The 26,811-nt window shown below is 39.8% G+C and carries 20 protein-coding genes and 4 tRNA genes; 10 read left to right on the top strand and 14 right to left on the bottom strand.

The window, feature by feature from the left end; genetic code table 11:
* The first annotated feature begins 1 nt into the window (after window position 1).
* From prpC to prpF, 3 genes are all read left to right on the top strand, one after another.
* Window positions 2-1,126 (top strand): 2-methylcitrate synthase, encoded by a 1,125-nt coding sequence (gene prpC, locus Q4575_RS16980; protein ID WP_215962051.1) that lies wholly within the window; start codon window positions 2-4, stop codon window positions 1,124-1,126.
* Between the two features lie 169 nt (window positions 1,127-1,295).
* On the top strand, window positions 1,296-3,905 hold the full coding sequence (acnD, locus tag Q4575_RS16975) for a Fe/S-dependent 2-methylisocitrate dehydratase AcnD (protein WP_303523604.1): 2,610 nt from the start codon (window positions 1,296-1,298) through the stop codon (window positions 3,903-3,905).
* 1 nt (window position 3,906) lies between these two features.
* Window positions 3,907-5,127 carry a 2-methylaconitate cis-trans isomerase PrpF gene (gene prpF / locus Q4575_RS16970; protein WP_272179882.1) on the top strand — a complete coding sequence of 407 codons (1,221 nt, stop codon included), beginning with the start codon at window positions 3,907-3,909 and terminating at the stop codon, window positions 5,125-5,127.
* A gap of 61 nt (window positions 5,128-5,188) precedes the next feature.
* Here the strand turns inward: prpF and Q4575_RS16965 are convergent, their stop codons facing one another.
* Window positions 5,189-6,070 (bottom strand): LysR family transcriptional regulator, encoded by an 882-nt coding sequence (locus Q4575_RS16965; protein ID WP_215962049.1) that lies wholly within the window; start codon window positions 6,068-6,070, stop codon window positions 5,189-5,191.
* 122 nt (window positions 6,071-6,192) lie between these two features.
* On the opposite strand from Q4575_RS16965, the gene Q4575_RS16960 reads away from it, so the two are divergent.
* The 4 genes from Q4575_RS16960 to Q4575_RS16945 all read left to right on the top strand — a co-directional run bounded on the left by Q4575_RS16960 (window position 6,193) and on the right by Q4575_RS16945 (window position 12,292).
* Complete coding sequence (locus Q4575_RS16960) at window positions 6,193-7,302, top strand: efflux RND transporter periplasmic adaptor subunit (RefSeq protein ID WP_303523602.1); 1,110 nt, start codon at window positions 6,193-6,195, stop codon at window positions 7,300-7,302.
* A 2-nt stretch (window positions 7,303-7,304) separates the two neighbouring features.
* Window positions 7,305-10,394, top strand: a complete 3,090-nt coding sequence (locus tag Q4575_RS16955) for an efflux RND transporter permease subunit (RefSeq protein WP_303523600.1) — start codon at window positions 7,305-7,307, stop codon at window positions 10,392-10,394.
* Window positions 10,395-10,407: 13 nt separating this feature from the next.
* Window positions 10,408-10,986, top strand: coding sequence for a histidine phosphatase family protein (locus tag Q4575_RS16950; protein ID WP_303523598.1), 579 nt, complete (start codon window positions 10,408-10,410; stop codon window positions 10,984-10,986).
* Between the two features lie 178 nt (window positions 10,987-11,164).
* Window positions 11,165-12,292 (top strand): MalY/PatB family protein, encoded by a 1,128-nt coding sequence (locus Q4575_RS16945; protein ID WP_303523596.1) that lies wholly within the window; start codon window positions 11,165-11,167, stop codon window positions 12,290-12,292.
* Window positions 12,293-12,621: 329 nt separating this feature from the next.
* On the opposite strand, the gene Q4575_RS16940 is transcribed toward Q4575_RS16945, so the two are convergent.
* Window positions 12,622-13,725 (bottom strand): HDOD domain-containing protein, encoded by a 1,104-nt coding sequence (locus Q4575_RS16940; protein WP_303523594.1) that lies wholly within the window; start codon window positions 13,723-13,725, stop codon window positions 12,622-12,624.
* Window positions 13,726-13,975: 250 nt separating this feature from the next.
* On the opposite strand from Q4575_RS16940, the gene Q4575_RS16935 reads away from it, so the two are divergent.
* Window positions 13,976-14,581: a 2OG-Fe(II) oxygenase gene (locus tag Q4575_RS16935; protein WP_215962043.1), complete on the top strand. Its 606-nt coding sequence runs from the start codon at window positions 13,976-13,978 to the stop codon at window positions 14,579-14,581.
* A gap of 6 nt (window positions 14,582-14,587) precedes the next feature.
* Entirely contained in the window at window positions 14,588-15,433 is an 846-nt protein-coding gene (locus Q4575_RS16930; RefSeq protein ID WP_215962042.1) for a RimK family alpha-L-glutamate ligase, read from the top strand.
* A 14-nt stretch (window positions 15,434-15,447) separates the two neighbouring features.
* Here the strand turns inward: Q4575_RS16930 and Q4575_RS16925 are convergent, their stop codons facing one another.
* The 6 genes from Q4575_RS16925 to miaB all read right to left on the bottom strand — a co-directional run bounded on the left by Q4575_RS16925 (window position 15,448) and on the right by miaB (window position 21,914).
* Window positions 15,448-16,167: a hypothetical protein gene (locus Q4575_RS16925; RefSeq protein ID WP_215962041.1), complete on the bottom strand. Its 720-nt coding sequence runs from the start codon at window positions 16,165-16,167 to the stop codon at window positions 15,448-15,450.
* 165 nt (window positions 16,168-16,332) lie between these two features.
* Window positions 16,333-17,964 (bottom strand): apolipoprotein N-acyltransferase, encoded by a 1,632-nt coding sequence (gene lnt / locus Q4575_RS16920; protein WP_303523590.1) that lies wholly within the window; start codon window positions 17,962-17,964, stop codon window positions 16,333-16,335.
* A gap of 3 nt (window positions 17,965-17,967) precedes the next feature.
* Window positions 17,968-18,843, bottom strand: coding sequence for an HlyC/CorC family transporter (locus tag Q4575_RS16915; RefSeq protein WP_215962039.1), 876 nt, complete (start codon window positions 18,841-18,843; stop codon window positions 17,968-17,970).
* Window positions 18,844-18,914: 71 nt separating this feature from the next.
* Entirely contained in the window at window positions 18,915-19,379 is a 465-nt protein-coding gene (gene ybeY / locus Q4575_RS16910) for an rRNA maturation RNase YbeY (protein ID WP_215962285.1), read from the bottom strand.
* On the bottom strand, window positions 19,372-20,448 hold the full coding sequence (locus tag Q4575_RS16905) for a PhoH family protein (RefSeq protein ID WP_215962038.1): 1,077 nt from the start codon (window positions 20,446-20,448) through the stop codon (window positions 19,372-19,374). Before Q4575_RS16905 ends, ybeY begins: the two co-directional genes overlap by 8 nt.
* A gap of 35 nt (window positions 20,449-20,483) precedes the next feature.
* A complete protein-coding gene (miaB, locus tag Q4575_RS16900) occupies window positions 20,484-21,914 on the bottom strand; it encodes a tRNA (N6-isopentenyl adenosine(37)-C2)-methylthiotransferase MiaB (protein ID WP_215962037.1) in 1,431 nt (476 codons plus the stop codon).
* Between the two features lie 221 nt (window positions 21,915-22,135).
* On the opposite strand from miaB, the gene Q4575_RS16895 reads away from it, so the two are divergent.
* Window positions 22,136-23,344 (top strand): FAD-dependent monooxygenase, encoded by a 1,209-nt coding sequence (locus Q4575_RS16895; RefSeq protein WP_303523586.1) that lies wholly within the window; start codon window positions 22,136-22,138, stop codon window positions 23,342-23,344.
* A gap of 32 nt (window positions 23,345-23,376) precedes the next feature.
* Here the strand turns inward: Q4575_RS16895 and Q4575_RS16890 are convergent, their stop codons facing one another.
* The 6 genes from Q4575_RS16890 to ychF all read right to left on the bottom strand — a co-directional run bounded on the left by Q4575_RS16890 (window position 23,377) and on the right by ychF (window position 26,798).
* Entirely contained in the window at window positions 23,377-24,717 is a 1,341-nt protein-coding gene (locus Q4575_RS16890; protein WP_215962035.1) for an OmpP1/FadL family transporter, read from the bottom strand.
* A 120-nt stretch (window positions 24,718-24,837) separates the two neighbouring features.
* Window positions 24,838-24,912: transfer RNA gene (locus Q4575_RS16885), tRNA-Gln, on the bottom strand.
* A gap of 9 nt (window positions 24,913-24,921) precedes the next feature.
* Window positions 24,922-24,996: transfer RNA gene (locus Q4575_RS16880), tRNA-Gln, on the bottom strand.
* A 38-nt stretch (window positions 24,997-25,034) separates the two neighbouring features.
* Window positions 25,035-25,119 (bottom strand) — tRNA-Leu (locus Q4575_RS16875).
* Window positions 25,120-25,158: 39 nt separating this feature from the next.
* Window positions 25,159-25,235, bottom strand: a tRNA-Met gene (locus Q4575_RS16870).
* 471 nt (window positions 25,236-25,706) lie between these two features.
* Window positions 25,707-26,798: a redox-regulated ATPase YchF gene (gene ychF, locus Q4575_RS16865; RefSeq protein WP_215962034.1), complete on the bottom strand. Its 1,092-nt coding sequence runs from the start codon at window positions 26,796-26,798 to the stop codon at window positions 25,707-25,709.
* Window positions 26,799-26,811: the final 13 nt, after the last annotated feature.

Genomic DNA, 26,811 nt, shown 5'->3' with positions numbered 1-26,811 from the left:
TATGGCGAAGGTATTAAGTGGCGCAGGTTTGCGTGGTCAAGTTGCTGGAAAAACAGCACTTTCAACTGTTGGCGTTTCGGGCTCAGGTTTAACGTATCTTGGATATGACGTAAAAGATTTAGCTGACAAATGTGAATTTGAAGAAGTCGCCCATTTAATTTTAAAAGGGCATTTACCAAACCAACAAGAATTAACAAGTTATAAAGCGAAGTTAAAGTCACTTCGTTCACTGCCTGAAGCATTAAAAGAAGTATTAGAACGAATTCCGGCCGATGCACATCCGATGGATGTATTACGTACAGGCTGTTCAATGTTGGGGAACTTGGAAGGCGAAGCAGACTTTTCACAGCAACAAGAAGTTACCGACCGTATGTTGGCTTTATTCCCAAGTATCATTTGTTACTGGTACCGTTTTAGCCACGACGGTGTTCGAATTGAAACTGCGACCGATGACAATTCAATCGGCGGACATTTCTTGCATATGTTGACGGGCGAAAAACCAAATGAACTGCATGAAAAAGTTATGCACGTTTCACTCATTTTATATGCTGAACACGAATTTAATGCCTCTACATTTACGGCTCGAGTTTGTGCTTCAACCCTTTCTGATATGCATTCTTGTATTACTGGCGCTATTGGTTCCCTGCGTGGTCCTTTACATGGTGGTGCGAATGAAGCTGCGATGGACATGATTGAAAAGTTCACTTCTGCGGATCACGCTGAAGCAGAAATGATGGGCATGCTTGAACGTAAAGAAAAAATAATGGGATTTGGTCACGCAGTGTATGCCGATTCTGATCCTCGTAATGAAATCATTAAAACTTGGTCTGAAAAACTTGCTGCAGATGTTGGGGATACCGTTCTCTATCCCGTATCTGTTCGTTGTGAAGAAGTCATGTGGCGCGAGAAAAAGCTATTTTGTAATGCCGATTTTTTCCATGCCTCTGCTTATAACTTTATGGCCATCCCGACAAAATTGTTTACACCAATTTTTGTTATGTCGCGATTAACGGGTTGGGCTGCACATGTTATGGAACAACGTTCAGATAATCGCATTATCCGTCCTTCAGCAGAATATACGGGTGAAGATTTACGCCCAGTTCCAACTATGGCTGAACGCGGTTAAGGCTTGTTTTTAGTTGTGACCCCCAGTCATTTTTTAATATGACCTGGGGTCACTACTGATTTGTCTTTGTTGTTATTGTTGTTGAATCAATGATTGCATCCAAAAAAACGGCGTTAACCCTGCGTTTCTGCAGAACATATATTAAATAAATTTAACTTTAGGTGTCAGCATGAACACTGAATTTTGTACTCCGCTCATTTCCACCAATCTTTTATATGTCGACACTAAAGCTGCTGTCGAAGCTATTTCACCTGGCGCGTATGCGAGATTACCTTATACCTCAAAAGTACTCGCTGAGCAGCTTGTTCGTCGATGCGATCAGGCACAACTGACAGCATGTTTAGAACAAATTGTGTTTAACAAACAGGATTTGGATTTTCCTTGGTATCCAGCCCGTGTAGTTTGTCACGATATTTTAGGACAGACCGCATTAGTTGATTTAGCTGGCTTACGAGACGCTATTGCTGATATGGGGGGAGACCCGGCAAAAGTAAACCCAGTTGTACCAACACAGCTCATTGTTGATCATTCGCTCGCGGTTGAACATGCGGGTTTTGAACCTGATGCGTTTGAAAAAAACCGAGCAATAGAAGATAGACGTAATGAAGATAGATTCCATTTTATCGAGTGGACCAAAACGGCATTTAAAAACGTAGACGTAATCCCTGCTGGGAACGGTATTATGCACCAAATTAATTTGGAGAAAATGTCGCCTGTTATTCAAGTTAAGGACGGCGTCGCTTTTCCAGATACATGTGTAGGTACTGATAGCCATACACCACATGTTGATGCATTAGGTGTAATTGCCATTGGCGTAGGTGGTCTTGAGGCAGAAAATGTCATGTTAGGTCGACCTTCAATGATGCGACTGCCAGATATTGTTGGGGTTAATATTATTGGCAATCGTCAACCAGGTATTACTGCGACTGACATTGTATTAGCGCTTACAGAATTTTTACGTAACCAAAAAGTGGTATCAACTTATTTGGAGTTTTTTGGTGAAGGTACGAAAAACCTCACGATTGGAGATAGAGCAACTATCTCTAATATGACGCCAGAATATGGTGCATCAGCGGGCATGTTTTACATCGATGAGCAAACTATTGATTATTTAAAACTAACCGGTCGTGAGCCTGAGCAAGTAAAACTCGTTGAGTCATATGCTAAGCAATCAGGACTTTGGGCCGACGAAATGGTCGCCGCGGAATATCCACGGGTACTAGAATTTGACTTATCAAAAGTCGGTCGAAATATGGCAGGGCCGTCAAATCCTCATCGTCGATTGCCAACGAATGAGTTACAAGCTCGAGGCATCACGGCGTCAACTATTCAACCCGATTTAGCCAACTGGAAAGGTAATATGCCTGATGGTGCCGTTATTATCGCAGCGATAACGAGTTGTACTAATACGTCCAATCCTCGTAATGTGGTAGCCGCCGGTTTAGTCGCTAAAAAAGCCAATGAACTCGGATTGATCCGTAAACCTTGGGTAAAATCGTCCTTTGCGCCAGGTTCAAAAGTGGCTAAGTTATACTTAGAAGAATCGGGTTTATTACCTGAAATGGAAAAGCTAGGATTTGGTATTGTAGCTTATGCATGTACGACATGTAATGGTATGAGTGGCGCATTAGATCCTGAAATCCAGCAAGAAATTGTGTCACGTGATTTGTACTCAACAGCCGTATTATCGGGTAACCGAAACTTTGACGGTCGAATTCACCCTTACGCAAAACAAGCGTTTTTGGCATCACCACCTTTAGTTGTTGCTTATGCTATTGCTGGCACGATGCGTTTTGATATTGAACAAGACGTATTAGGGACCGATAAAAATGGTAATGATATAAAGCTTGCCGATATCTGGCCGACGGATGAAGAAATTGACAATATTGTTAGTAAACATGTTAAGCCAGAGCAGTTTAAGTCGATTTATGAACCTATGTTTGATTTGCGTGTAGATTATGGTGAAGACAATAATCCACTTTATGATTGGCGCGAAAAAAGCACTTATATTCGTCGACCACCATATTGGGAAGGTGCGTTAGCAGCCCCACGTACATTAAAGAATATGCGACCGCTTGCGGTATTAGGCGACAATATTACGACCGACCATTTATCGCCATCAAATGCGATCATGGCAACAAGTGCCGCTGGTGAATATCTAACAAAAATGGGGTTGCCTGAAGAAGACTATAATTCTTATGCAACGCACAGAGGTGATCATTTAACCGCGCAACGAGCGACATTTGCTAATCCTAAGTTACTAAACGAAATGTGTCGAAATTCAGATGGTGAAATTATGCAGGGCAGTTATGCTCGAATTGAACCTGAAGGCACCAATACCCGTATGTGGGAAGCAATAGAAACCTATATGGAACGTAAGCAACCACTAATTATTGTCGCTGGCGCAGATTATGGTCAAGGTTCATCTCGTGATTGGGCGGCTAAAGGGGTTCGATTAGCGGGTGTTGAAGTGATCCTAGCAGAAGGTTTTGAACGTATCCATCGAACCAATTTGGTTGGCATGGGCGTATTACCACTACAATTCCTAACGGGTGATACACGCAATACTTACGGGCTCGACGGTAGTGAGACGTATGATGTCCTAGGCGATATTAACCCAGGTTCTACCTTATCATTAGCTGTTACTAGAGTGACCGGAGAACAAATTACAATACCGGTGACATGTCGATTAGATACAGCTGATGAATTATTGGTATACACCGCAGGTGGTGTGTTGCAACGATTTGCACAGGATTTTTTAGGTTCTGAGGTAAGCTAATATGCAGAATGAACAACGAGATATGCCTTTGCCAACCAAACAAATGAAAGTGCTTGCGACGTATATGCGCGGTGGCACGAGCAAAGGGGTGTTCTTTAATCTAAACGAATTACCCCTACAAGCCCAACAGCCTGGCGCGTATCGTGACGCTTTGTTGTTACGTGTGATTGGCAGCCCTGACCCTTATGGTAAACATACTGACGGTATGGGAGGTGCAACTTCGAGTACCAGTAAAACAGTTATTTTGTCAAAAAGTGAGCAACCTGATCATGATGTCGATTATTTATTTGGCCAAGTTGCCATCGATAAACCATTTATCGATTGGAGTGGTAATTGTGGAAATTTAACCGCTGCCGTTGGCGCATTTGCCATAACAAATGGGTTAGTTGACCTGAGTAAGCTCCCGAAAAATGGCATTGCTGAAATTAAGATTTGGCAACAAAACATTAGTAAAACAATCATCGCACATGTTCCTATGTGTGAAGGTGAAGTGTTGGAAATAGGGGACTTCGAATTGGATGGGGTTACTTTTCCAGCAGCAGAAGTTGTTATTGATTTTGTCGAACCAGTAGACCCAAGCGAAATTTTATTCCCGACGGGGAATTTAATCGACACACTTAACGTACCCAACATTGGAGAGTTTCAGACCACATTTATAAATGCAGGTATTCCGACTTTATTTTTAAATGCAGAAGAACTCGGGTTTGACGGTACAGAACTGCAAGACGCAATAAATGGTGATGATGCAATTTTGGCTAAGTTAGAAACCATTCGCGCATATGGTGCAGTTCAAATGGGACTTATTAAAGACGTTAAGGAAGCGGAAGTTCGTCAGCATACGCCTAAAATTGCGTTTGTATCTGGGCCTAAATCATTTGTATCTTCCAGTGGTAAAACGATATCTGCTGACGCTATTGATTTAAATGTTAGAGCGGTATCTATGGGTAAGCTACACCATGCCATGATGGGCACCGCCGCGGTAGCAATTGGAGCTGCCGCTGCAATTCCCGGGACAATAGTTAATTTGGCCTCATCATCGACAACTGATACATCGGTTACGTTTGGGCACCCTTCGGGAACGTTAAAAGTTGGAGCTGAAGCAAACCTCGACAATGTCACCAAAAAATGGCAAATAGCAAAAGTATCGATGAGCCGCAGTGCTCGCATATTAATGGAAGGTACAGTGCGGATCCCGCCAATAAGTAACTCCTCATTATTATAAATCGTATTAAAGGGTTAACTAAAACGTTAACCCTTTTTGCTTGTTAATTTGGTTGCGTAAATCACAAGCTATCCCATAAAAACTGCGCGACTGGCCCCAATATTTTGTTTTTATTTTTGACCACGCGCACTTCAACTTTGACCTGCGTATCTTTGGGTTCTAAATCAAACAACCAAAAATCATCTGTTATTTGCGTTGGCACCATAATACTCATCATAGGCCCCCAACCAAGTTGTGCTTTTAGTGATTCGATATAACAATGTATGTCGTCTACTTTTACAATTGAATGACTTATTTTTCTTAACAATGGCGTATCCGACAGGTTAAATGCCATGTCAGTAGGGCTCAATTGCGGGATATGTTTGAGGGTTTCAGGTGTGATCTGATCAATACCGCTAATGCCAAAATTTGCAGCCAACTTTTTATGAATACAAAACGTAAACGCCAAAGAGTCGATAGGCTTAGTTTGAAACTCCCCTTCGAGATTAAATGCGTCAATCCACGGGATGATGGTTAAATCAACGTCTTGCGATGCTAAGTTTTTTAATCCATGTAATAGCTTTTCGGTATGGATCTGCAATTGAGTATGTGGAAACTTTTCCTGTACCCGTTTTACGCTATCGAATATCCGTGGCAGCATCGCTGGTCCTTCAATATTAATGGTTAACTCATGTTCAATCCCTTGATTAAATGCGTCGCTGAGGCTTTTTAGCTGTTCCAGTTCAGATAATATATTTTGACTACGTTGATAAAAAATAGTGCCTTGTTCGTTCAACTCAAGTCGATACTTATTACGATTAAAAAGTTCGAATCCTATTTCGCATTCTAGTCGTTTTATTGCCATGCTTAATGCGGGTTGGGTCTTAAAAAGCTTTTTGGCGGCTTCATTTATTGAACCGGTTCGGACTATCGTTTGTAGTATTTTAAGTTGATCAATGTTCATTATAATTTGTTTAAAACTTAATAAATAATATTTATATAGTAGTTAAATTTTAATAAATATCAATTATTTGATGGTTAACTTACAATTTACATTGAGCGTTTATTTAATAGGCAGGCAAGGTTATGCAACAACATTTAGTATTCTTTTTTATTGGCATCTTAGGTTTTAGTCTAACCGGATGTGGTGAAAAACAAGAACAGCAAGCAACAGAAACTAAACTCATTCGACCTGCCAAAGTTGCTGTTGTAAAACCTCACTCAGCCAATGCCGTACGTTATTTTCCGGCGACAATTGAGCCTACGGTAAAGGCCCAATTGGCATTTAGAGTAAATGGTGAGTTGGCAGCGTTAAATATTGTTGCTGGCCAAAATGTCCAGTTTGGAGAAGTGTTAGCTGAATTAGATGACAAGGACTTTAAATTACAAGTCAAACAAGCTCAGGCTAAATACGACCTAAGCCTATCGCAATTTAGTCGAGCAAAATCCCTATTTAAAGATAAGTTAGTTTCTTCGTCAGTTTTTGATGAGGCCGCTGCTCAGTTTGATATTGCTCAAGCACAACTCGAAGTTGCCCAACGCAATTTACAATATACAAAGATAACGGCTCCTTTTTCAGGCACTGTTGCACAGATGTTCATTGAAAATTATGAATTTATTCAGGCTAAACAGCCGATAATTGAACTACAGGGCCGTGATCAGGTAGACGTATCGATTGACGTACCTGAAAGACTCATGGTGCATTTACCAAAAAACGAAGACGGGAAATTGTATCAACCTTTGTTATTTCTCGATGCAGCACCGGAAAAATCTTACCTCGTAACATTCAAAGAACATGATATTACAGCGAACAAAGCGACTAAAACTTATCGAGTCGTGTTTTCACTCGACGCGCCAGCGGACTTAAATCTTTTGTCAGGAATGACGGGCAAGTTGGCTGTTGAATTGGATAAAGTGTTAAATACACATAATACGGCGCTATTAGTGCCAATTGAAGCCGTATTTATCCCAAATAAATTCGCCGGTCAAAACAAACATTTTGTCTATAAATTAGATGCTCAAAATAAAACGACATTAGTTGAAATTAATGTATCAAAAATTGCTCAATACGGTGCCGAAATAACGCCAGTAGATCCGTCAGCATTGCAGATTGGAGACCAAATTATTGCCGCAGGCAGTCACTTTTTGACGGTTGGACAGCAAGTTCGTCCGTGGGTGCGTGAGCGAGGGTTATAGCCATGAAGTCTGAATTTGATATCGCTGGTTATTTTATCAAACAAAAGACCACATCTTGGTTGTTTACATTAATCTTGTTGGTCGCTGGGATATTGTCCTATTCTAAACTGGGGCAATTAGAAGACCCTGAATTTATTCTAAAGCAAGCAATTATTATCACCACTTATCCAGGGGCGTCCCCGGTTCAAGTTGAAGAAGAAATCACCTATCCGTTAGAAAATGAAATTCAAAAGTTGCCTTTTGTGGACAACGTGAAGTCAATAACGTCGTCTGGCATGTCACAGATAATTGTCGAGATGAAGTCGACTTACCGTAAAACTGAATTAAGACAAATATGGGATGAATTGAGGCGTAAGATCAATGATTTTACTCCGAAATTACCTGCTGGATCTGGTACGCCAATCATTAAAGATGATTTTGGTGATGTATACGGTGTATTGATGGCGGTAACCGGTGATGGATTTAATAACGAAGAAATTAACTCCTACGTAGATTACATTCGCCGTGAACTGGTACTAGTGGAAGGTGTCGGCAAAGTCACTGTGGAAGGAAAGCTTCAAGAACAAGTTATTTTAGAAATTTCCCATAATAAAATGGTGTCGTTGGATTTATCCGCTGAGTATCTATATCAAATACTGGCGCAGCAAAATGTGGTTTCCAATGCCGGTTTTGTTCGAGTTGGAAACGAAGATATTCGATTTCATCCCACCGGAGAATTTACGTCTGTTGAAGAGTTAGGGGATATAGTGATCAGCCCTCCAGGCTCTTCGAAGCGGATTATATTGAGCGACATAGCAACTATCTATAAGGACTTTGTTGAAACCCCTAATCACATAGTGAGACATAATTCTAAACCTGCTATCTATGTTGGATTGTCTTTTATGTCAGGCTCTAATGTCGTTAAAATTGGTGAACGAGTTCAGGATAAATTAAAGGAACTAGACCAAAATAGGCCTTACGGTATGGAGATAAACACCGTATACAATCAACCCGTAGAAGTGGAAATGTCGGTTGCAGGGTTTATACAAAGTTTATTAGAGGCCGTTGTAATTGTCATTGTTATCTTATTGTTATTTATGGGGGTTAAAACGGGCTTACTTATCGGTGGAATATTGCTGCTTACAGTATTAGGAACGTTTGTCTTTATGCAACAGATGGGCATTGAGTTGCATCGCGTATCTTTAGGTGCATTGATTATTGCGTTAGGTATGTTAGTTGACAACGCAATTGTGGTGGTCGAAGGCATTTTAGTCGGAATGCAGAAACGATTAACTAAAGTTCAGGCGGCAAGTTTAATTATCAAACAAACAAAATGGCCACTGTTAGCCGCAACATTTATTTCAATTATTGCTTTTGCGCCTATAGGTTTATCACCAGATGCTACAGGGGAGTTTGCAGGATCGTTGTTTGATGTCCTGCTGATCTCTCTATTATTGAGCTGGGTAACTGCGATAACAATTACCCCATTTTTTGCCAGTTTACTGTTTAAAGACCAGATTGTTGAGCCAATTGACCAAGATACTAAATCGGAAGATGGTCATAAAGACGAACCATACAAATCTGGGCTTTATGCAAAATATAAATCGGTATTGAAGTTAACATTACGATTTCCAAAATCGACTATGGCGCTGATGTTCGTGCTGTTTGTATTTGCAGTAGGTGGGTTTGGCTTTGTTAAACAGGCTTTTTTCCCTTCGTCAAATTTACCTGTTTTTTATCTTGATTACCGATTACCTGAAGGTGCCGATATACGCGCTACATCCGTTGTTGGAAAGTCATTAGAGCAATATGTTATGAGTATTGACGATGTTGAGTTTGTTTCAACCACTGTGGGTCGTGGCGCAGCTAGATTTATGCTGACTTATAATATGGAGATGAATTACGCCAATTACGGTCAATTGATTGTACGTGTAAAACAAAAACCGTCACTAATCCCGACTATCGCCAATGTCAGACAGTATGTAGAAAGTGAATACCCAGATGTTGAGTTTAAAATATTGAGGGTCAATGTCGGGCCTGGGACGGCGGCAAAAATTGAAGCTCGTTTTTCTGGACCAGATCCGCTAATCCTTCGTTCTCTATCTGATCAAGCCAAACAGATTTTATGGCAGGATTCGGGGGCTAAAAATATTACAGATGATTGGAAAAATATGACTAAGGTCATCAGACCTAAATTTAATGCGGTTGCGGCGAGGGAAATGGGCGTAACTAAAACCGATGTTGATAACTTATTGCAGATGATGTACGTCGGTAAAACCGTTGGTGTTTACCGAGAAGCGACTGAACGATTGCCGATTGTCATTAGAATGCCAGAGGAAGAAAGGGTAACAATAGAACGATTAGAACAGTTGCAAATCTATAGCCCAGTTCTGCGTCGCTATGTTCCAATTACACACGTTATAAGTGAGTTTAATTTAGAGTTTGAAGATCCAATAATTAAACGCCGCGATAGGAAACGTACATTAACCGTAATGGCCGATCACGACCTGTTGTCAGATGAAACAGCAGCACAGGTATTTGCCCGGGTGAAACCTAAGTTAGAAAAGCTACAATTACCCAATGGTTATGAACTAACCTGGGGCGGTGAATATGAAGCAAGTAAAAAAGCCAAAACTCCGATTTTTTCGGCGTTACCTCTTGGTTTTGCGGTCATGTTTATAATTACCATTTTACTTTTCAATTCGTTAAAAATAGCCACTGTCATTTGGTCAACGGTGCCACTTGCAATTATTGGTGTAACTATCGGGTTTTTAGCGACCGGTATACCATTTGGTTTTATGAGTTTGTTAGGCTTATTAAGCTTATCAGGCATGTTAATCAAAAATGGTATTGTTTTAGTCGAACAGATAAATTTAGAAAAACTCAGTGGGATGTCACAAACAGAGGCGATCATTCAAGCCGCCATAAGTCGAGTAAGACCGGTTTCGATGGCAGCAATAACGACGGTATTGGGTATGGTTCCTTTATTAGGGGACGACTTCTTTAAAAGTATGGCGGTGGTTATCATGTTTGGGCTAAGTTTTGCAACTGTGCTAACCTTGATTGTCGTGCCTGTCATGTACTCGTTACTGATTAAGTCTGAAAAACATTAACTGGAAAAAAATAGTGAAAATTAACTTATTTAAACACTCAACAATATTTCGTCATGTTTTGTCCACGAGCGTCGCTATTGTATTATCAGTTGTGGTCTCCTCTTGCGCAAATTTGGGAAATGCCTTAAACCAAAAAGGTATTACAACTAGTGATTTAGACAAGCCAAATACCGTAGTTTATTTGACACGTCATGCAGAAAAGCAACCAACTAAGATTAAAGATCCAGAGTTGTCAGCTAAAGGGGAAGAAACCGCAAAGCGATTAGCTACTTATTTACAAAATAGTCATCTAGATGTGATTTACTCAACACCTTTTAAACGCACTCGCAATACGGCTAAAGCGGTTGCTAGTCAGCAAGATAAGGACATCACTGAACTATTTTTACCTGCGCACGAAATGGCCCGATTGATAACTGACATGCATTCAGGGCAAACTATTTTGGTTGTAGGTCACTCTAATACAACTCCAGCTCTAATTACGCAGTTGGGTGTGAGTGACAAAATAGAAATTGCTGAAGATCAATTTGGCGAACTGTTTATCGTGACATTAAACAAAGGCAGTGTTGTATCATTTAAAAGGGTCGCTTATTAACGTTTTGTGAATACAACATAAATACCGGTTGTTGAAATGTATTTGAAATAGCTTCAATGGCCGGTAAATATGATAGTGGAGAAAATGGATATACTTCATATTTAAAATATCTATAAATTACCCTTGTTATTTAGAAGTTTAGATGGCTAAATGAATTCAAACATAGAAGGGGACACAAATGAGTTTTGACCAGTTAATTGATCGCAGATCAACTTTTTCTTTTAAATGGGAACGCTACAAGGGCAAGGATATATTGCCATTATGGGTTGCCGATTCTGAATTTAAATGCGCCCAGCCAATAATAGATGCGCTTCATGCCCGCACGGAACATGGCGTTTACGGTTACCACCTTCCCGTAGAATATGAACCTGCAAACCAGGCGGTTGTTCGATGGTTAGCAGATAAACACGATTGGCAGATAGAACCACAATGGATAGTTTGGACACCAGGTGTCGTTCCTGCCTTTAATGTGGCTTGTAAAGCTAACTGTGAGCCTGGCGACAAAGTATTAGTGCAAGTACCTAACTATCCACCGATGTTGGCGGCACCCGGTTTAAATAAACTTATCAGAGAAGATGTCCAAACAATTGAGCAGGATGGTCGGTGGAAATTGGACTTTGAACAGCTAGAGCAAAAAGCGGCAGATCCAAAAACTAAACTCTTTATTATGTGTAACCCGATGAACCCAACCGGTTCGGTGATGACAGCTGAAGAATTAACACGAGTTGAGCAAATCTGTCTTAAACATGATGTCGTGCTCTGCAGTGACGAAATTCACTGTGACTTAATTCTAGATCAAAGCAAAACCCATATACCAGCAGGAAAGTTGCCGGATATTGGCGAACGCACTATTACTTTGATGGCCGCAAGCAAAACGTTTAATGTGGCTGGCCTCGGAACGTCATTTGCAATTATTCCAGATGCCTCTTTGCGTCGTAAGTTTACTCAAGCCGCCGCTGGTATTATGCCATGGGTGACGTTTATGGGCTTGGTCGCTACTGAAGTTGCCTTTACACAATGTGATGAATGGCATCAAGAGCAATTAGATTATTTACGTGGTAATTTGGATTACTTAGAAAAAGAAATTAATGACTTAGATGGCTTTACGTTTATTCGACCCGAAGCAACGTTTTTAGCATGGATTGATGCGAGCGGTTTGGGTGTTGATGATGTCCATGCCTACATGGAGTCGAAGGGGGTTGGTCCTTCACCGGGCCGAGATTTTGGTTGGAAAAACTTTACGCGAATTAACTTTGCCTGCCCAAGGGAAATGTTAGAAGACGCTGTGGCCAGACTAAAACGTTAATATTGTTAGTTGTACTCAAGATCAGCCGACATTTTACCGAAAGTACCAAATTGGCTAGATTGTTTTTTAAAACATATGGTTGTGGGTTATGGGCTACGACAAACAACTAAATTAGAAACCATTAGGCAATTAATATAAGGGAATACCTTATATCCCTGGCGGATTACATGGGGTACTTTAGCTGTTCGCAGGAAGCTTAGAATTATAAATGTCTATTTATTTTCTTGAAAATTGAGTTAATGACCCGTCACGTTTAGACGGGTTTTTTTATGCTTTATTTTTGATATTGCTGCTAAGAGTTCCACAGGTAATTTAGTTAAATTACCTTGTTAGTCACTAAATTTAGCTAATAACAAATTATCTATATATTGATGCGACTCAGCACTGAAAACCAACTGATTTTTTGCAGTAAGTAATTCATTTTCGTCAATTTCATTGTGCTCAAACATCAATTCTAACTCGCTCAAGATATTTGCCTCATATACATAACAAGCTATGGGCCTTTTTGCGAACAAAACAGACAACATCGCCGATTTTGTTAGTTTTGTTTGAACTGCAAGTACATCTAATATTGAGGCCGGAAAGTTCCAATGCTTGGCAATATGGTAGGTGATCTTTTTCGAGTTTTTATACATTAAGTCTTTAAATGCGTATGAGTTTGGTTGGCAATCGGGATGAACAAAAGAAAAGGATTCGATAAGTAATTGATAGATGATCATGTCACCCAAATTACAGATCAGTCCAATCAAATAGCCCTGTGCAGATTCTGACTTATACTGTGATTTGTTTAAAAGCGCCTTGGCAATCACGCCGGTTGAAAGACTGTGTTGCCAAATTTTGGCACCGTACTGTTTGAAATAAATTGGCGATTGAGGCGCAAGCTTACTCACAAACCCATTTATTACACCTTCCATTAGGCCGTTGGCACCAAGCAGCATAAAAGCGGTTTTAAGATCTTTTATTTCTTTGTTGCTTCTGTTGTAAAACGAGGAGTTGGCCAGTTCGATCACTTTAGCGGCAATGATAGCTTCTTGCTGTATTAGGCCTATCAACTTTTCGGTATCAAAATCGTCGTTGTTTAATTGGTCTAAAATTGTACTTAAGGAAAGCGGTAAAATAGGCAAGTTTTTAAGTATGCTTTGTGGGCTTCTCAGCAATTTTTCAACTTGTTGAGAAATATACAATGACATTTCATCATGTTGCTCAACATGGTTCGTTTGACCAAACAAGTAGTCATAAAACGCTTTTTGGTGCAGCTCTTCTGCCGATTTAACTTCAATTGGTTTTGTGGCGACTGGGAGCGGTTGTGCCGCAGATTGACTTGTCGAATTTTCGTTAGTTGTGCTGTTTTGATCTTCAAAATAGAAATAATTATTATCTTTTACTTTTTTCTTAGAGTTACTGAATAACAGCTTAACTAACTTCTTAAACATAAGGGGATGGGTCCAGATAAAATTGATTTGTGGTTACGTATTACGTTAAAGGCATACTGTCACTTTTCGATTACTTTTATTTTAGTGGATAGTCGCATAGTGTAAAAGGATTATTACTTTTATTATCGGAGGTAATAACCATATTTTTTGTGTGTAGTTGCCCTTACTTCTAAATTGCCCATAAATTTGCCATCCGAGTCGACTTATGGGTAATATTGAAAGATATTTTAGGACCGTACGGCGGTATATTTTGAACATCTCTTTGCTGACATCAAGCCCATTAATTGTTGAAATAGAAGACCTTTTAGATCAAGGTGTGTTGACCGAAATATCCCTAAAGTTAAAAAATAGGCATTGGTTAGCGCAGCAAGGTGTCCCGGTAAAGCTAGACGAAACAGGTTTGTCGTTTGAATTAAGAAAGGATGTTATGCCGCCATTAACACATCTTGAAAATAAGATAAAAGAGAAAACCGGCATAACGTCTGCAAAAACATCTAGCATAAGGATCCGACATTATCATCCGGGGCAGGGGCACCCACCTCATTGTGATCATTATGAACTGAACGATGAATACCTACTGTTTACGGCGGTGTTTTTCCTATGCGACACTGAAGAAGGTGGTGCAACATCTTTCACTAAGTCAGACGGTATAAAAATTGTACCTAAGCGTAATAAGTTGATTTTTTGGCTTAATTACCTAGATGATGGAAATGAAGATTTATTGTCCGAACATGAAGCCGAAACTGTGAAAGACGGAGAAAAGCTAATCGCAATATATTTATTTTATGGTGAAAAAAGTGAGACAAGTTCTGTTCGACATTTTTTACTAGAAAACTATTCAACGGAAGAGAGTTAATAATCTATGAAATTTCATTTAGTTGACGATGGCGTACCAAACATTTCAAAACAAATAATTATCGATGCATGTAAAGTTCGTGATTTGGAATATGTTGAACATCATGCAGGTATATTTGTTTTTACTCCGGAACTTAAAGCCGAACCTGGTGATATTCTGTTTAGACCGGCCGTGTCTTCAGCTGCGTCTAAAGTTGAACAATTTTTGTTTCAGCCAGGTGTCGCAACATTTTACAAAGCGCCTTTGGGAATTTTTCATAATTGCAACAACGCCACCTCTTTGTTTGAATTAAATGACATTCCAATCCCAAGAACCTTTTATTTATACAATAAACAACGAGATTGCATAGATTATTATGTTGAACAACTTGGCGGTTATCCGGTTATTCTAAAGGTTTTGGGCTATTCCGGTGGTGTTGGCGTAATGAAATTGGAAAGCGCGCAGTCGCTATATTCAGTCATTGACTTTGTATGTGCTAACGGTACCGCACCCCTGTTGTCTTCTTTTATTCCCGATGCCGTACATTGGCGTTGTGTTGTCGTTGGTGAAAAGGTTGTTGCCGCCTATATCAATCCTCCGGATAAAGGTGACTTTAGAACCTATGGTACAACCGATAAAAATGAAGTTTTTGAAAGTGCAGGTACAGAAATAGACGCGTTAGCAATTAAGGCGGTAAGTGTTTTGGGGTATGAGTTTGGTGGTGTGGATATTCTTAGACATCCAAGTGGAAGGTGCTATGTTTTGGAGGCTAATTTTCCTTGTTATTATGCGCATGCTCAGGAAATTGGCGGCATAGATGTTGCCGGTAAAATTGTGGATTACTTAGCTGAAAAAGCAGGATCACTTAAATAAGTGATCCTTAATTTTTAGTCTTCGGATTGTTCTTTATCTGCTACAGATTTACTTCGTTGTCTAAATTTCAATAATGCAGTTGCGGTTAAACCAAGCGCAAATATCGACGTCGTAGAAGGGGCCGTCACAGGAATTGCATTACCTCCACTAGAAAGTTTGACCGCAGACTCTTTGTTTGAAATCTCATCATTTACTTTTGTATCTTGTTCAGAACTAGCTTTAATTGATTGTTCTTGAGAGGTTTTCGCACCTTCTTCAGCCGCTTTTGCTTTTACCGATTGCTCTTGGGCGCTTGATGGCTCTGAACTACCTTTGTACGATTGTTCTGCATTGTCAGATTTTGCAGCTGCCTCTTGCGAAGCATCAAAGGCAAATACTTGTCCTGTACCAACAACGGACCCGAAGGCTAAGGTGGCAGCGACTTTAGTCAAAAAGCCTCGACGAGACGCAACTTGTCCACCACTAGGAGGCGCTAATCGAGACTCTAGTATACCAATGTCTGATAATGCATCGAGAGCTTTCCACACGAGTTCACTGCTAATCTCAAAGTCTAGGAGTTCGGTAATTTCAGCTTTGATTGAGTCGATATCTTTTTTACCGTCAATACAACGTAAAAATAATGTATCGGCTAGTTCAAGTTTATATTTTTGCTGAGTACTTTTATTTACAATATAAGAATGGTCGATATTGTCTTGGATCGTAAAGTTTTCTAAATTTAATTTTGGCGTTAACATTGGCTTCCCTACACTCGATTTATTTTAGTCATTTAATTTAGTTCAAATAATAGCCAGATAATTAAATTTAAGCAACTAAGGTATTATTAAATAGGGAAAAGTGGGTCGGAACAGAGATTGTTGGTCGACCAATATTGCTATTTAGTAGCGCGTGTTAGGTTGCTTCTATTTGAGTTGTAATGTTTTTCTTTTAAAGATCAGTATTGCAATGAAGATTACGATAACACACCACACTGGTAAGTTCCCGTATTGATAATAGGGGGTATTACTTGTTGTTAGCTTTAAGTCATGGGTTAAAACGGCCGCTTCAAATTGAGGTAGTGTTTTTACAAGCATTCCTGATCCATCGATAACTGCTGTAACGCCATTATTGGTGACACGGATGACAGGCTTGGCAAATTCAATGGCTCGCATTTGGGCTATTTGCAAATGTTGCCAAGGCCCGTGGGAGTTACCAAACCAAGCGTCATTGCTTACGGTGAGTATTAAGTCACTGGCGTGTTCACCTTGATAGATATTTGCTCTTACCTGATTAGAAAATGCAACTTCAAAGCAAATAGCTGGTGAGATATGAACGTCATTGGCAATTAAGTTGTCTTGCGCATAAGCCCCGCGACTAAATGATGACATAGGCAGGTCAAATAGAGGCCCAAGTTTTCGTAGGAATGATTCAAAAGGCACAAACTCACCGATGGGAAGCAAGTGGTGTTTACTAAATCGATTATTGTGCAGGTATTTGTAGTGTCCAAATGAGTCGTTACTGTATTTTTTTCCTAAAGCAATAATATTGTTAAAGGCTTTATTGGTTTCAGGTTGGTAGTCAACGATACCTGTAATTAACGCGGTATTGGAATTTGCCGCGATTAAATCAATTTCCCTTAGGAAGTCATTAGAAATTACTTCTAATCGAGGCACTGCTGCTTCTGGCCAAATGACAATGTCGCTGGATTCAAAATGCGGCTGGCTCATGGCTAGATACGTTTGCATCGTTGGCATTTCATTTTCAGGCTGCCACTTAATGCTTTGTTCAATATTACCTTGGACCAGAGCAATGCTGGTGGATTTATCAGTTTGTTCAAACCAATTCAATGATTTGAGGCCATTGCCTACAGCAATAATTAGTAGGATAGTTATTGCCGTAACTGACAGTGTTTTAGGTGTATCGGGGTTTGGCTGAGACTTAGTTATTCGATAAAACAAATGACACAAAAGAGTTTTAATTAACACCGCGATAATAAGCAAAAGCGCTTGGATCCCAAATTCCCCAATGACTGGTGCATAACCAGCGAGTGGCCCATCTGTCTGCGTATAACCAATTGATAACCAGGGAAAGCCTGTTAAAAACCATCCTCTGATTGCTTCGCAAATGAGCCAAAACGGAATAAAAGCAAAACCAATGTTTGAAATAGAAAATCGTTTTGTAAGGTAACAAGCTAATGCCGGAAATAGAGCTAAGTAGCCGTCTAACAGCGCCATCAGTAGGATACTAATTGCTGTAGGCATACCACCGAAGTCTGCGATTGCGACATGGATCCAACTTATGCCAGTGGCAAACCAACCTAGTCCATAAAAAAAGCCTAATCGAAATGCGACTTTTGCAGTTTGAGCTTTCGAAACTGCAAAGATGAGGATACTTAAAGTAATAATAACAATTGGCCATGCACTAAATGGCGCATAGCTAAATAGGTTGAAAGCACCAGCCAAAAATAGGGCGATGTATTGTGCGTATAACTTATTTACAAAAAAAGATTGGATGTTGTTCACCCAATCTTTTTTTAACAGCGGCTTTATTTCCATATATTAAGTCTCGACGGACTCTTCTTCCATTTTTGGTAATGTCACTGTGACTTGCTGAATACGACGTGTATCAGCACTTTGGATTTTAAAGTTAATGCCTTTAATAAAGACTTCTTCGCCTTTTTCCGGCATATGACCAAACTCATGAAGTATAATGCCACCGATAGTATCGGCGTCTTCTTTCGCGAATTCGGTTTTGAAATAATCGTTAAATTGATCAACTTCGGTTAATGCTTGCACCATATAAACATGTTTCGAAACTTTACGAATATCTTTAGTTTGGTTTTCTTCAGAATCGAATTCATCTTCAATTTCTCCAACGATAAGCTCGAGAATATCTTCAATGGTGACGAGTCCAGACACGCCGCCGTATTCATCAACGACAACGGCCATATGATAACGATTTTGTCGAAACTCTTTTAATAAGGTGTCTACGCGTTTGCTTTCAGGAACTATAACGATAGGGCGTAGTAGTTTTTTTAAGTCTATCTCTTGTTCTCTGTCTATTAACAGTTGCAAAAGATCTTTGGCAAGTAATATACCTTCGACATGATCTTTGTCTTCTGATACGACAGGAAATCGTGAGTGACCTGAATCAATCATTGTCGGTAAAAACACATCAGGAGAATCTGATAAGTCTAAAGTGATAATTTGCGATCTCGGGATCATTATGTCACGGATCCGCAGGTCAGCGATTTCCATAACACCATCAATCATCGTTTTAGTGCCGATATCAATTAGGTCGTTTTCAGCAGCGACACTAATGACATTGATAATGTCTTCTTTGGTTTTCGGTTCGTCATTAAAGATTTGACCAAGTTTGTCAATCCAGCTCTTATTTGAAGAACCGTTGCTACTATGTGGGTTGTCGTCGCTCATTCTGGTCAGAATGTTCCTATGTTGCTTAAAATTATTGGTGATGAAATATTAATCGGTTTCATCTGATCCGATTATTGATCGATATATGGATTTGTGAAACCCATTTTTTGTAAAAATTCTATTTCGATACTTTCCATTTCCTCGGCTTCTGCATCATTTATATGGTCGTAACCGAGTAAATGCAAGCAACCGTGGATGATCATATGACACCAATGGGCTTCAAAAGTTTTATTTTGTTCAACAAATTCTTGATTAACCACTTGAGCGCAAATAATCAGATCGCCCAATAATGGAAAATCCATTTCTGGTGAGACGTAATCTGGGATCTCGGCGGGAAAAGATAAAACGTTTGTTGGTTTATCTTTGCCGCGATATTGGCAATTTAATTGCTGACTTTCTGCTGAATCGACAATTCGAATCGTAAGTTCAGAATGTTCTTGAAAGGCAGGTAATAGTTCCGCCACCCAATCGTTACACTGTTGTTCGGTAGGAATGTGCTTATCTGTAGTGGCAACTTGTAGGTCAAGTTCAATCATTTGATTTGTCTTCACTAGCCGCTTTTTCTTTTGCTTTTTCTGCCCAAGCTTTATCACGTTCAGCTTTTTCACGGCGTTGTACTTCGTCAAACTTTTCATACGCCATAACAACTTTTGCAACCACAGGGTGGCGCACAACATCGTCAGCGATAAAGAAGTTGAAGCTGATATCTTCTACTTCACTCAATACTTCAATTGACTGGCGTAAACCTGATTTAGCACCACGAGGTAAATCTATTTGAGTAATGTCGCCGGTAATAACCGCTTTGGAGTTAAAACCAATGCGAGTTAAAAACATTTTCATTTGTTCGACGGTGGTATTTTGACTTTCGTCAAGAATTATAAAGGCGTCATTTAATGTTCGGCCACGCATATAAGCAAGCGGTGCTACTTCAATAACGTTACGTTCGATGAGGCGTTCAACCTTCTCGAAGCCAAGCATTTCAAATAGAGCATCGTATAGAGGACGTAAATAAGGGTCTATCTTTTGGCTTAAGTCACCAGGTAAGAAACCAAGTTTTTCACCTGCCTCAACAGCAGGGCGAGTCAACAATATGCGGCGTACCTCTTGACGTTCTAACGCATCTACAGCGCAGGCAACGGCTAGGTAAGTTTTACCCGTACCTGCAGGACCAATACCAAAAGTGATGTCATGATTTAATACGTTTCTAACATACGCAACTTGATTCTGATTACGTGGTTTGATATTGCCTTTACGGGTACGAACCACGATGTCGTCATCAGTGCTGTCACTGGATTGATCTAATAACTTAGAACCTTGCACTGCAAGATGAACTTGGTCAGGGGTTAATTCCTGAGCTTTGACTTTATTTTTATGCTTACTATTGGGCTGAGTTTCAATATAAAGGTTTTTTAGAACGTCAGTTACAGCGGCGATATTTAACGGGTTACCAACAATTTTAAATTTGTTGCCTTGATAAGTGACTTCAACACCCATGCGACGTTCAATATGTTTGATATTGTCATCATAAGGACCTATTAATGAAGCCAACCGATCTTTGTCGGCTGGTTCTAAAAATATTTCCACTGTATTAATTTTTTTAGACAATCTAAAATTCCTTTATATTTGCTTGTGCAATAAACTTATGGAGCGTAAGTAGAAACGCCTAAATCATCTTGTAAGTTTTGTCTTTTTGCCAATATTTCCGCAGGTGTTGTATCTTGACGTAAGCCCATTTCATCTTCGCCGCGAATAAATTCACCACGTAATGAGTTGGTGTAAACGTCGACAACTTTAACATCAGCAAATCCACCAATTAGAGAATGCGGGCCTTCAAAATTAACTACACGATTATTTTCAGTACGACCACGCAGTTCCATTGGATTTTTAATTGAAGGACCTTCAACCAAAATACGTTGCTCAGTGTTTATCATTTGACGAGAAATCAACATCGCTTGATGGGTGATGACTTTTTGTAATTCGTGCAAACGCTCTTTTTTCTCTTTCTCAGAAATGTCGTCTGGTAAATCAGCCGCTGGCGTACCAGGACGAGCACTGTAGATAAAACTAAAGCTGTGGTCAAAACCGATATCTTCAATCAGCTTCATGGTCTTGCCATGGTCTTCCGCTGTTTCGCCAGGGAAACCAATAATAAAGTCGCTAGACATACTGATATTTGGACGAACTTTACGTAATTTCCTGATCTGCGATTTATATTCAATGGCAGTATGGCCACGTTTCATTAAATTCAGAATACGGTCCGCACCAGATTGCACGGGTAAATGTAAGTGGTCGACAAGCTCTGGAACGTCTTGATAAGCTTCAATGATATCGTCTGTAAATTCTACTGGGTGAGACGTCGTATAACGAATTCGGTCGATACCATCAATGGCGGCCACTAAACGCAGTAATTCGCTAAAATGACAAATTTCGCCGTCATGAGTTGCCCCACGGAACGCATTTACGTTTTGACCTAACAAATTGACTTCACGAACACCTTGTTCAGCGAGTTGAGCGATTTCATATAATACATCGTCCACAGGACGTGATACTTCTTCGCCGCGGGTATATGGAACAACACAGAACGTACAGTATTTGCTGCAACCTTCCATTATCGACACAAACGCGCTTGGGCCATTAGTCGTCGGTTCTGGTAATCGGTCGAATTTTTCAATCTCAGGGAATGAAATATCAATTACTGATGCGCCGTCGCCTGCTTTAATTTGTTCAATCATTTCAGGTAAGCGGTGCAAAGTCTGAGGGCCAAAGACCATATCAACATATGGGGCACGGTCACGAATATGTTGGCCTTCTTGAGAAGCAACACAACCGCCTACACCAATGATCAAACTTGGTTTTTTTGCCTTTAGGTTTTTCCAACGGCCTAATTGATGAAATACTTTTTCCTGTGCTTTTTCGCGAATAGAACAGGTGTTCAAAAGAATTACGTCGGCATCTTCTGCTTCGTCCGTAAACTCATATCCATGACTGTCATCGAGTAAGTCCGCCATTTTTTGCGAGTCATACTCGTTCATTTGGCAGCCCCAAGTTTTAATATGTAGTTTTTTCGTCATTCTTCTCTCGTCATCAATATCTGTGGGAATAATCATTTTTGGGTAAATGAGTTACTCACTTCACCGTGAAAAGTTAATTCTTTAAATGGCCGCGTATTTTACAGTTAAAAGAGTATGGATTAAAGGGAATATGGTTAATTAACTGACTTGATCTTCTAACTATCTTCAAATCATAGATAATTCAGGCATAATGCGGAGAATTATCGTTAGGAATAAGAACAGTGGTCGACTTAAATTCATTAAATCTATGTCAGTTTGATGTTGTCGTTGTTGGCGGTGGCATGGTTGGAGCAACCCAAGCAATTGCATTGCAAAATGCGGGGCTTTCAATTTTATTGCTCGAACAACGCGTTCCGCAACAAGATGAATTGGCCCGACCGCCATTGCGTGTATCTGCTGTTAATTTGGCGAGTGAGACTTTATTGCAGTCACTGGGCATTTGGTCGGCGATCGGCGAGAGCGATAAATGTCGATTTGATCAATTAGCTACCTGGGAGCAACGCGACAATAAATTGATTTTTGACGCTACAGAAATTGAACGACCTCATCTTGGTTATTTAGTTCGAAATGAAGCAATTCAGTTGGCTGCATTTGATAGGATTCTAAATACTTCGGAAAATAAAATTACGTTAAGTAATGCCCACTTGTCGTCTTTAAAACAAGATGATGACAAAGTCACTTTGCGCTTATCAGAACCTGGTTCGTCAAAAAATCAAGTTGATGTATTTGCAAAGTTGGTTATTGGTGCGGATGGCGCATTGAGTAAAACACGGCAACTTGCCCATATAGGAACGACCGGTTGGGAATACGCTCAGCACTGTTTCAGCATTACCATTAAAACTGAGTTTCCAACTCAACATATTACGTGGCAAGAATTTCAACAGACTGGTCCCAAAGCGTTTTTACCGCTAGAAGATGGCTATTCATGTCTAATTTGGTACGACGCACCACAAACAATTGCACAGTTAAAACAACTTTCACCAGAGGCACTAAAACAGGAAATCATAAATTGTTTTCCACCTTTGGTTGGGGATTTTAATGTTGTGACCAGCGCTAGTTTTCCACTCGTTCGAAGGCAGGCTAATCAATATTTTAATGGCAGAGTCGTTTTAGTGGGTGATGCAGCGCACGTTATTAACCCATTAGCAGGGCAAGGCGTAAATTTAGGCTTTAAAGACGTAGAGACCTTGATGGAGTTATTAAATAATACGGACTTAAGTCAACACGGTTTACTGGCGTCATCGTTGCGTCGGTATCAATTTAAACGTAAAGCAGATGCGCAAATTATGTCTGGGGCGATGGACCTATTTTATCATTCTTTTAGTAACGACAAAGCGGTCTTAAAATCTGTCAGAAATATAGTTTTAGGAGTCGTACACAATCAGGCGTGGCTAAAAGCTCAGGCTCTTAAAAAAGCCGTAGGACTATAGTGATTTTTAATTAGATTTCTAATCGTTTACGGTTAAAAGTTGGCGCTTAGGAATACCACAAATAAAGACTTAGACGCTTCTGATAAATCAAATTCACTCCTAGGTGGATACAAAGGTAAACCAACTATTTTTTCTACGACACGCAGATCACCTAGGCGGACATCACCTTTACCATATTTTATATAGGCTCCGACAGACATTGGGAAACCAAAGCTGTCACTCGTATAATCAACACTAAGTCCCAACATATCGATATCCTCAACGCGCTGGAAAGGCTGTGTTGTGTCAATTTTGCCGTTACTATTGTCAGTGAAAATACCAAATCTGAAGTATTTACGATCGGTTTTATAAAAGGTTAAACCAAGTGAGTAATTAACGACACGTTCTAAATCTCTGGTAATAGGCGGGTGGAATTCGTTAATAACGTGTTCTTCAACAGTGACTTCACTAAAATAGTCAACGTCAAAACTCCATTCAAAGTTATTTCTTCGTTTTGCTAAACCTAGGGTAATATTTGCGCTCGACTCCTGTGCTTCAGTGCCCTCAACAGTACCGACCGTAGCAGGCTTAGATGTTGGCGGTAATGGGGTAGGCGAGCTAACAAAAATATTATGAACGGCGGTAAATGAACGGTCTATCGTGAAATCTTTAGCTATTTTTAAACCGATATTCAAAGCGGGTGTTTGATACAAGATCCCTAAAGTTGGTGTAATTAGTATTGTTTCATCTTTTATTCTGCGCAATGCACTAAAGCCCGAATAGATATCGTCCGTAGGAGTAAAATATATTTGACTGACCCCAGAGCCTTGGATTGTTTCAAATTTTTTGTATTTTACAATAAATGAGCCACCAAATGAGAGATTTGAATTAATCCTGTGAGCGGCTCCAAAACCTAAATTCAGTGAACTATTGTCCAAGTCAACATTACCAAACTCAGTTTGTTCTCCAATTGTATTATTTTCGTCACCAATAATTGGATGCACAACTTCACTATAATTACGTTCGGTAGACAGATCAGATACACCAAAACCGATACTCCAATGCCAGTCACCTTTTTTATTACCTACCCCTAAAAAGCTTGGGACAATTGAAAACGAAGATCGAGCAAAATCAGAGCCATCTGAGAAAGCATCATAAAAAGTGGTTTTTTCCCATGCAAAGGTCGATATAGAGGCTGAATTAGAATTCACCGTATTGGTTAATCCCGCTGGATTAAAAAATACCGCGGATAAGTCATCAGAAATGGCGGTAAAGGCGCCTCCAAGTCCAATGGCTTTTGTACCAACCAATAGGTTTTTGTAATGATACTCATCGCTTGCAGCAACTGACGAATACAAAATGCAAAGTAAAATGATCTTAGTAGCTAAACGCATTGATTTTAAAATAATAATTTTAGATTAAAGTCAGTGTAGTTTAATTTTGCTACAACAAGCAAATTAAATAGCCGGAAGGGATAGATAAAAAAAAGGCCTCGCATAAGCAAGGCCTTAATTTGGCTGGGATACCAGGATTTGAACCTGGGAATGGCGAGATCAAAACCCGCTGCCTTACCGCTTGGCGATATCCCAATTAAGAGATGGCTGGGATACCAGGATTTGAACCTGGGAATGGCGAGATCAAAACCCGCTGCCTTACCGCTTGGCGATATCCCAACTGAAACTTTTTGAATATGTGTTCCACATATTTATAATGGTGCGGAAGGAGAGACTTGAACTCTCACATCCTAAGATACTGGAACCTAAATCCAGCGCGTCTACCAATTCCGCCACTCCCGCAAATTTTTTTCTCTTGAGCATGGTAGGGAATTCAAGAATTGGTGGCTACGCCCTGATTTGAACAGGGGACCCCATCATTATGAGTGATGTGCTCTAACCAGCTGAGCTACGTAGCCACTCTTGAATACCGCCTCAAGCGATGGCGCGTATTATGCTGATGACGCCTTTTAACGTCAACCCATTTTTGAAGAAAATTGTAAAAAATAGTGCGTTTGCTTTTAATTTGTTCATATTGGCGAAAAAGAGCATGATTTATAGTTAAAAAATACTCAGTTTAAGTTTGTCTGTTTAAACTTATTTTGGCTGCTCGGTAAAAAATAGATTTTGTAATAGGGATAAATTTGACTAAATAGACCTAACTTTGACTTTATGTCGTCATTTGTCGGACATAAAATTGCTATTTTTTTAAAATAATATGAATTTTTTGGTAAACGGAACAAAAAATGTAAATTTGATAATGTTGATTAACAATATTTTCGAGCGTGATAACAATCCTTTGCCTAGTAACTCTGAAGAGCGATTTGTTTCATAATAAACGTTAGGCATTAAAAAAGGGGCTTAAGCCCCTTTTATCGATAAATATAGGTTTACACGTTAAATCGGAAATGGATTACGTCACCATCTTTAACAATGTAATCTTTACCTTCTAATCGCCATTTACCGTTGTCTTTGGCACCCGCTTCACCACCAAATTCAACAAAGTCGTTATAACTGACGATTTCAGCTCGGATAAAGCCTTTTTCAAAGTCCGTATGAATTTTACCAGCCGCTTGTGGCGCAGTAGAACCTTCAGTATATGTCCAGGCTCTAACTTCTTTAACACCTGCAGTGAAATAGGTATTTAGATTTAATAATTCATAACCTGAACGGATCACTCGATTTAAACCTGGTTCTTCCCAACCTAAGTCTTCCATAAATTCGGCTAGGTCTTCAGGCTCTAATTCAGACAATTCAGATTCAATCGACGCACATACCGCTACGACAACTGCATTTTCATTTTCTGCGATTTCACGCACTAAATCTAAAAATGGATTGTTCTCAAATCCATCTTCAGCAACGTTGGCAATATACATGGTTGGTTTCATCGTAAGCAGATTTAAATAGCTTACGGCAGCTAATTCTTCTTTTGTTAACTCAACAGAACGAGCCATGCCACCTTCGTCAACAACCGCTTTTAATTTCTCAAGTGTCGCATTTTCAAATTTAGCGTCTTTGTCGCCGCCTTTGGCCTTTTTTGAGTTACGGAAAATTGCTTTATCAATTGAGTCCATGTCAGACAAGGCCAACTCAGTATTGATTACGTCAATATCTTCCTGTGGGTTTACTTTTCCGGCAACGTGGACGATATTTTCGTCTTCAAAACAACGAACAACGTGACCGATTGCATCGGTTTCACGAATGTTAGCAAGAAATTGATTACCAAGCCCTTCGCCTTTACTCGCACCTTTTACAAGGCCAGCGATGTCAACAAATTCCATTGTTGTTGGCAGGATACGTTGTGGATTAACTATTGCAGCCAACTTGTCTAATCGAAGATCTGGAACAGGAACTACACCAGTATTGGGTTCAATTGTACAAAATGGGAAGTTTGCTGCTTCAATACCTGCTTTTGTTAAAGCATTAAATAATGTTGATTTTCCGACATTGGGTAGACCAACGATGCCACATTTAAAACCCATGATGGTTCCTTTT

The organism is Psychrosphaera sp. 1_MG-2023 (genome assembly GCF_030548245.1).
In the GTDB taxonomy this organism is placed as follows: domain Bacteria; phylum Pseudomonadota; class Gammaproteobacteria; order Enterobacterales; family Alteromonadaceae; genus Psychrosphaera; species Psychrosphaera algicola.
Note: the sequence above shows the minus strand (reverse complement) of the source record. Positions and strands in the feature narration are given on the sequence as shown.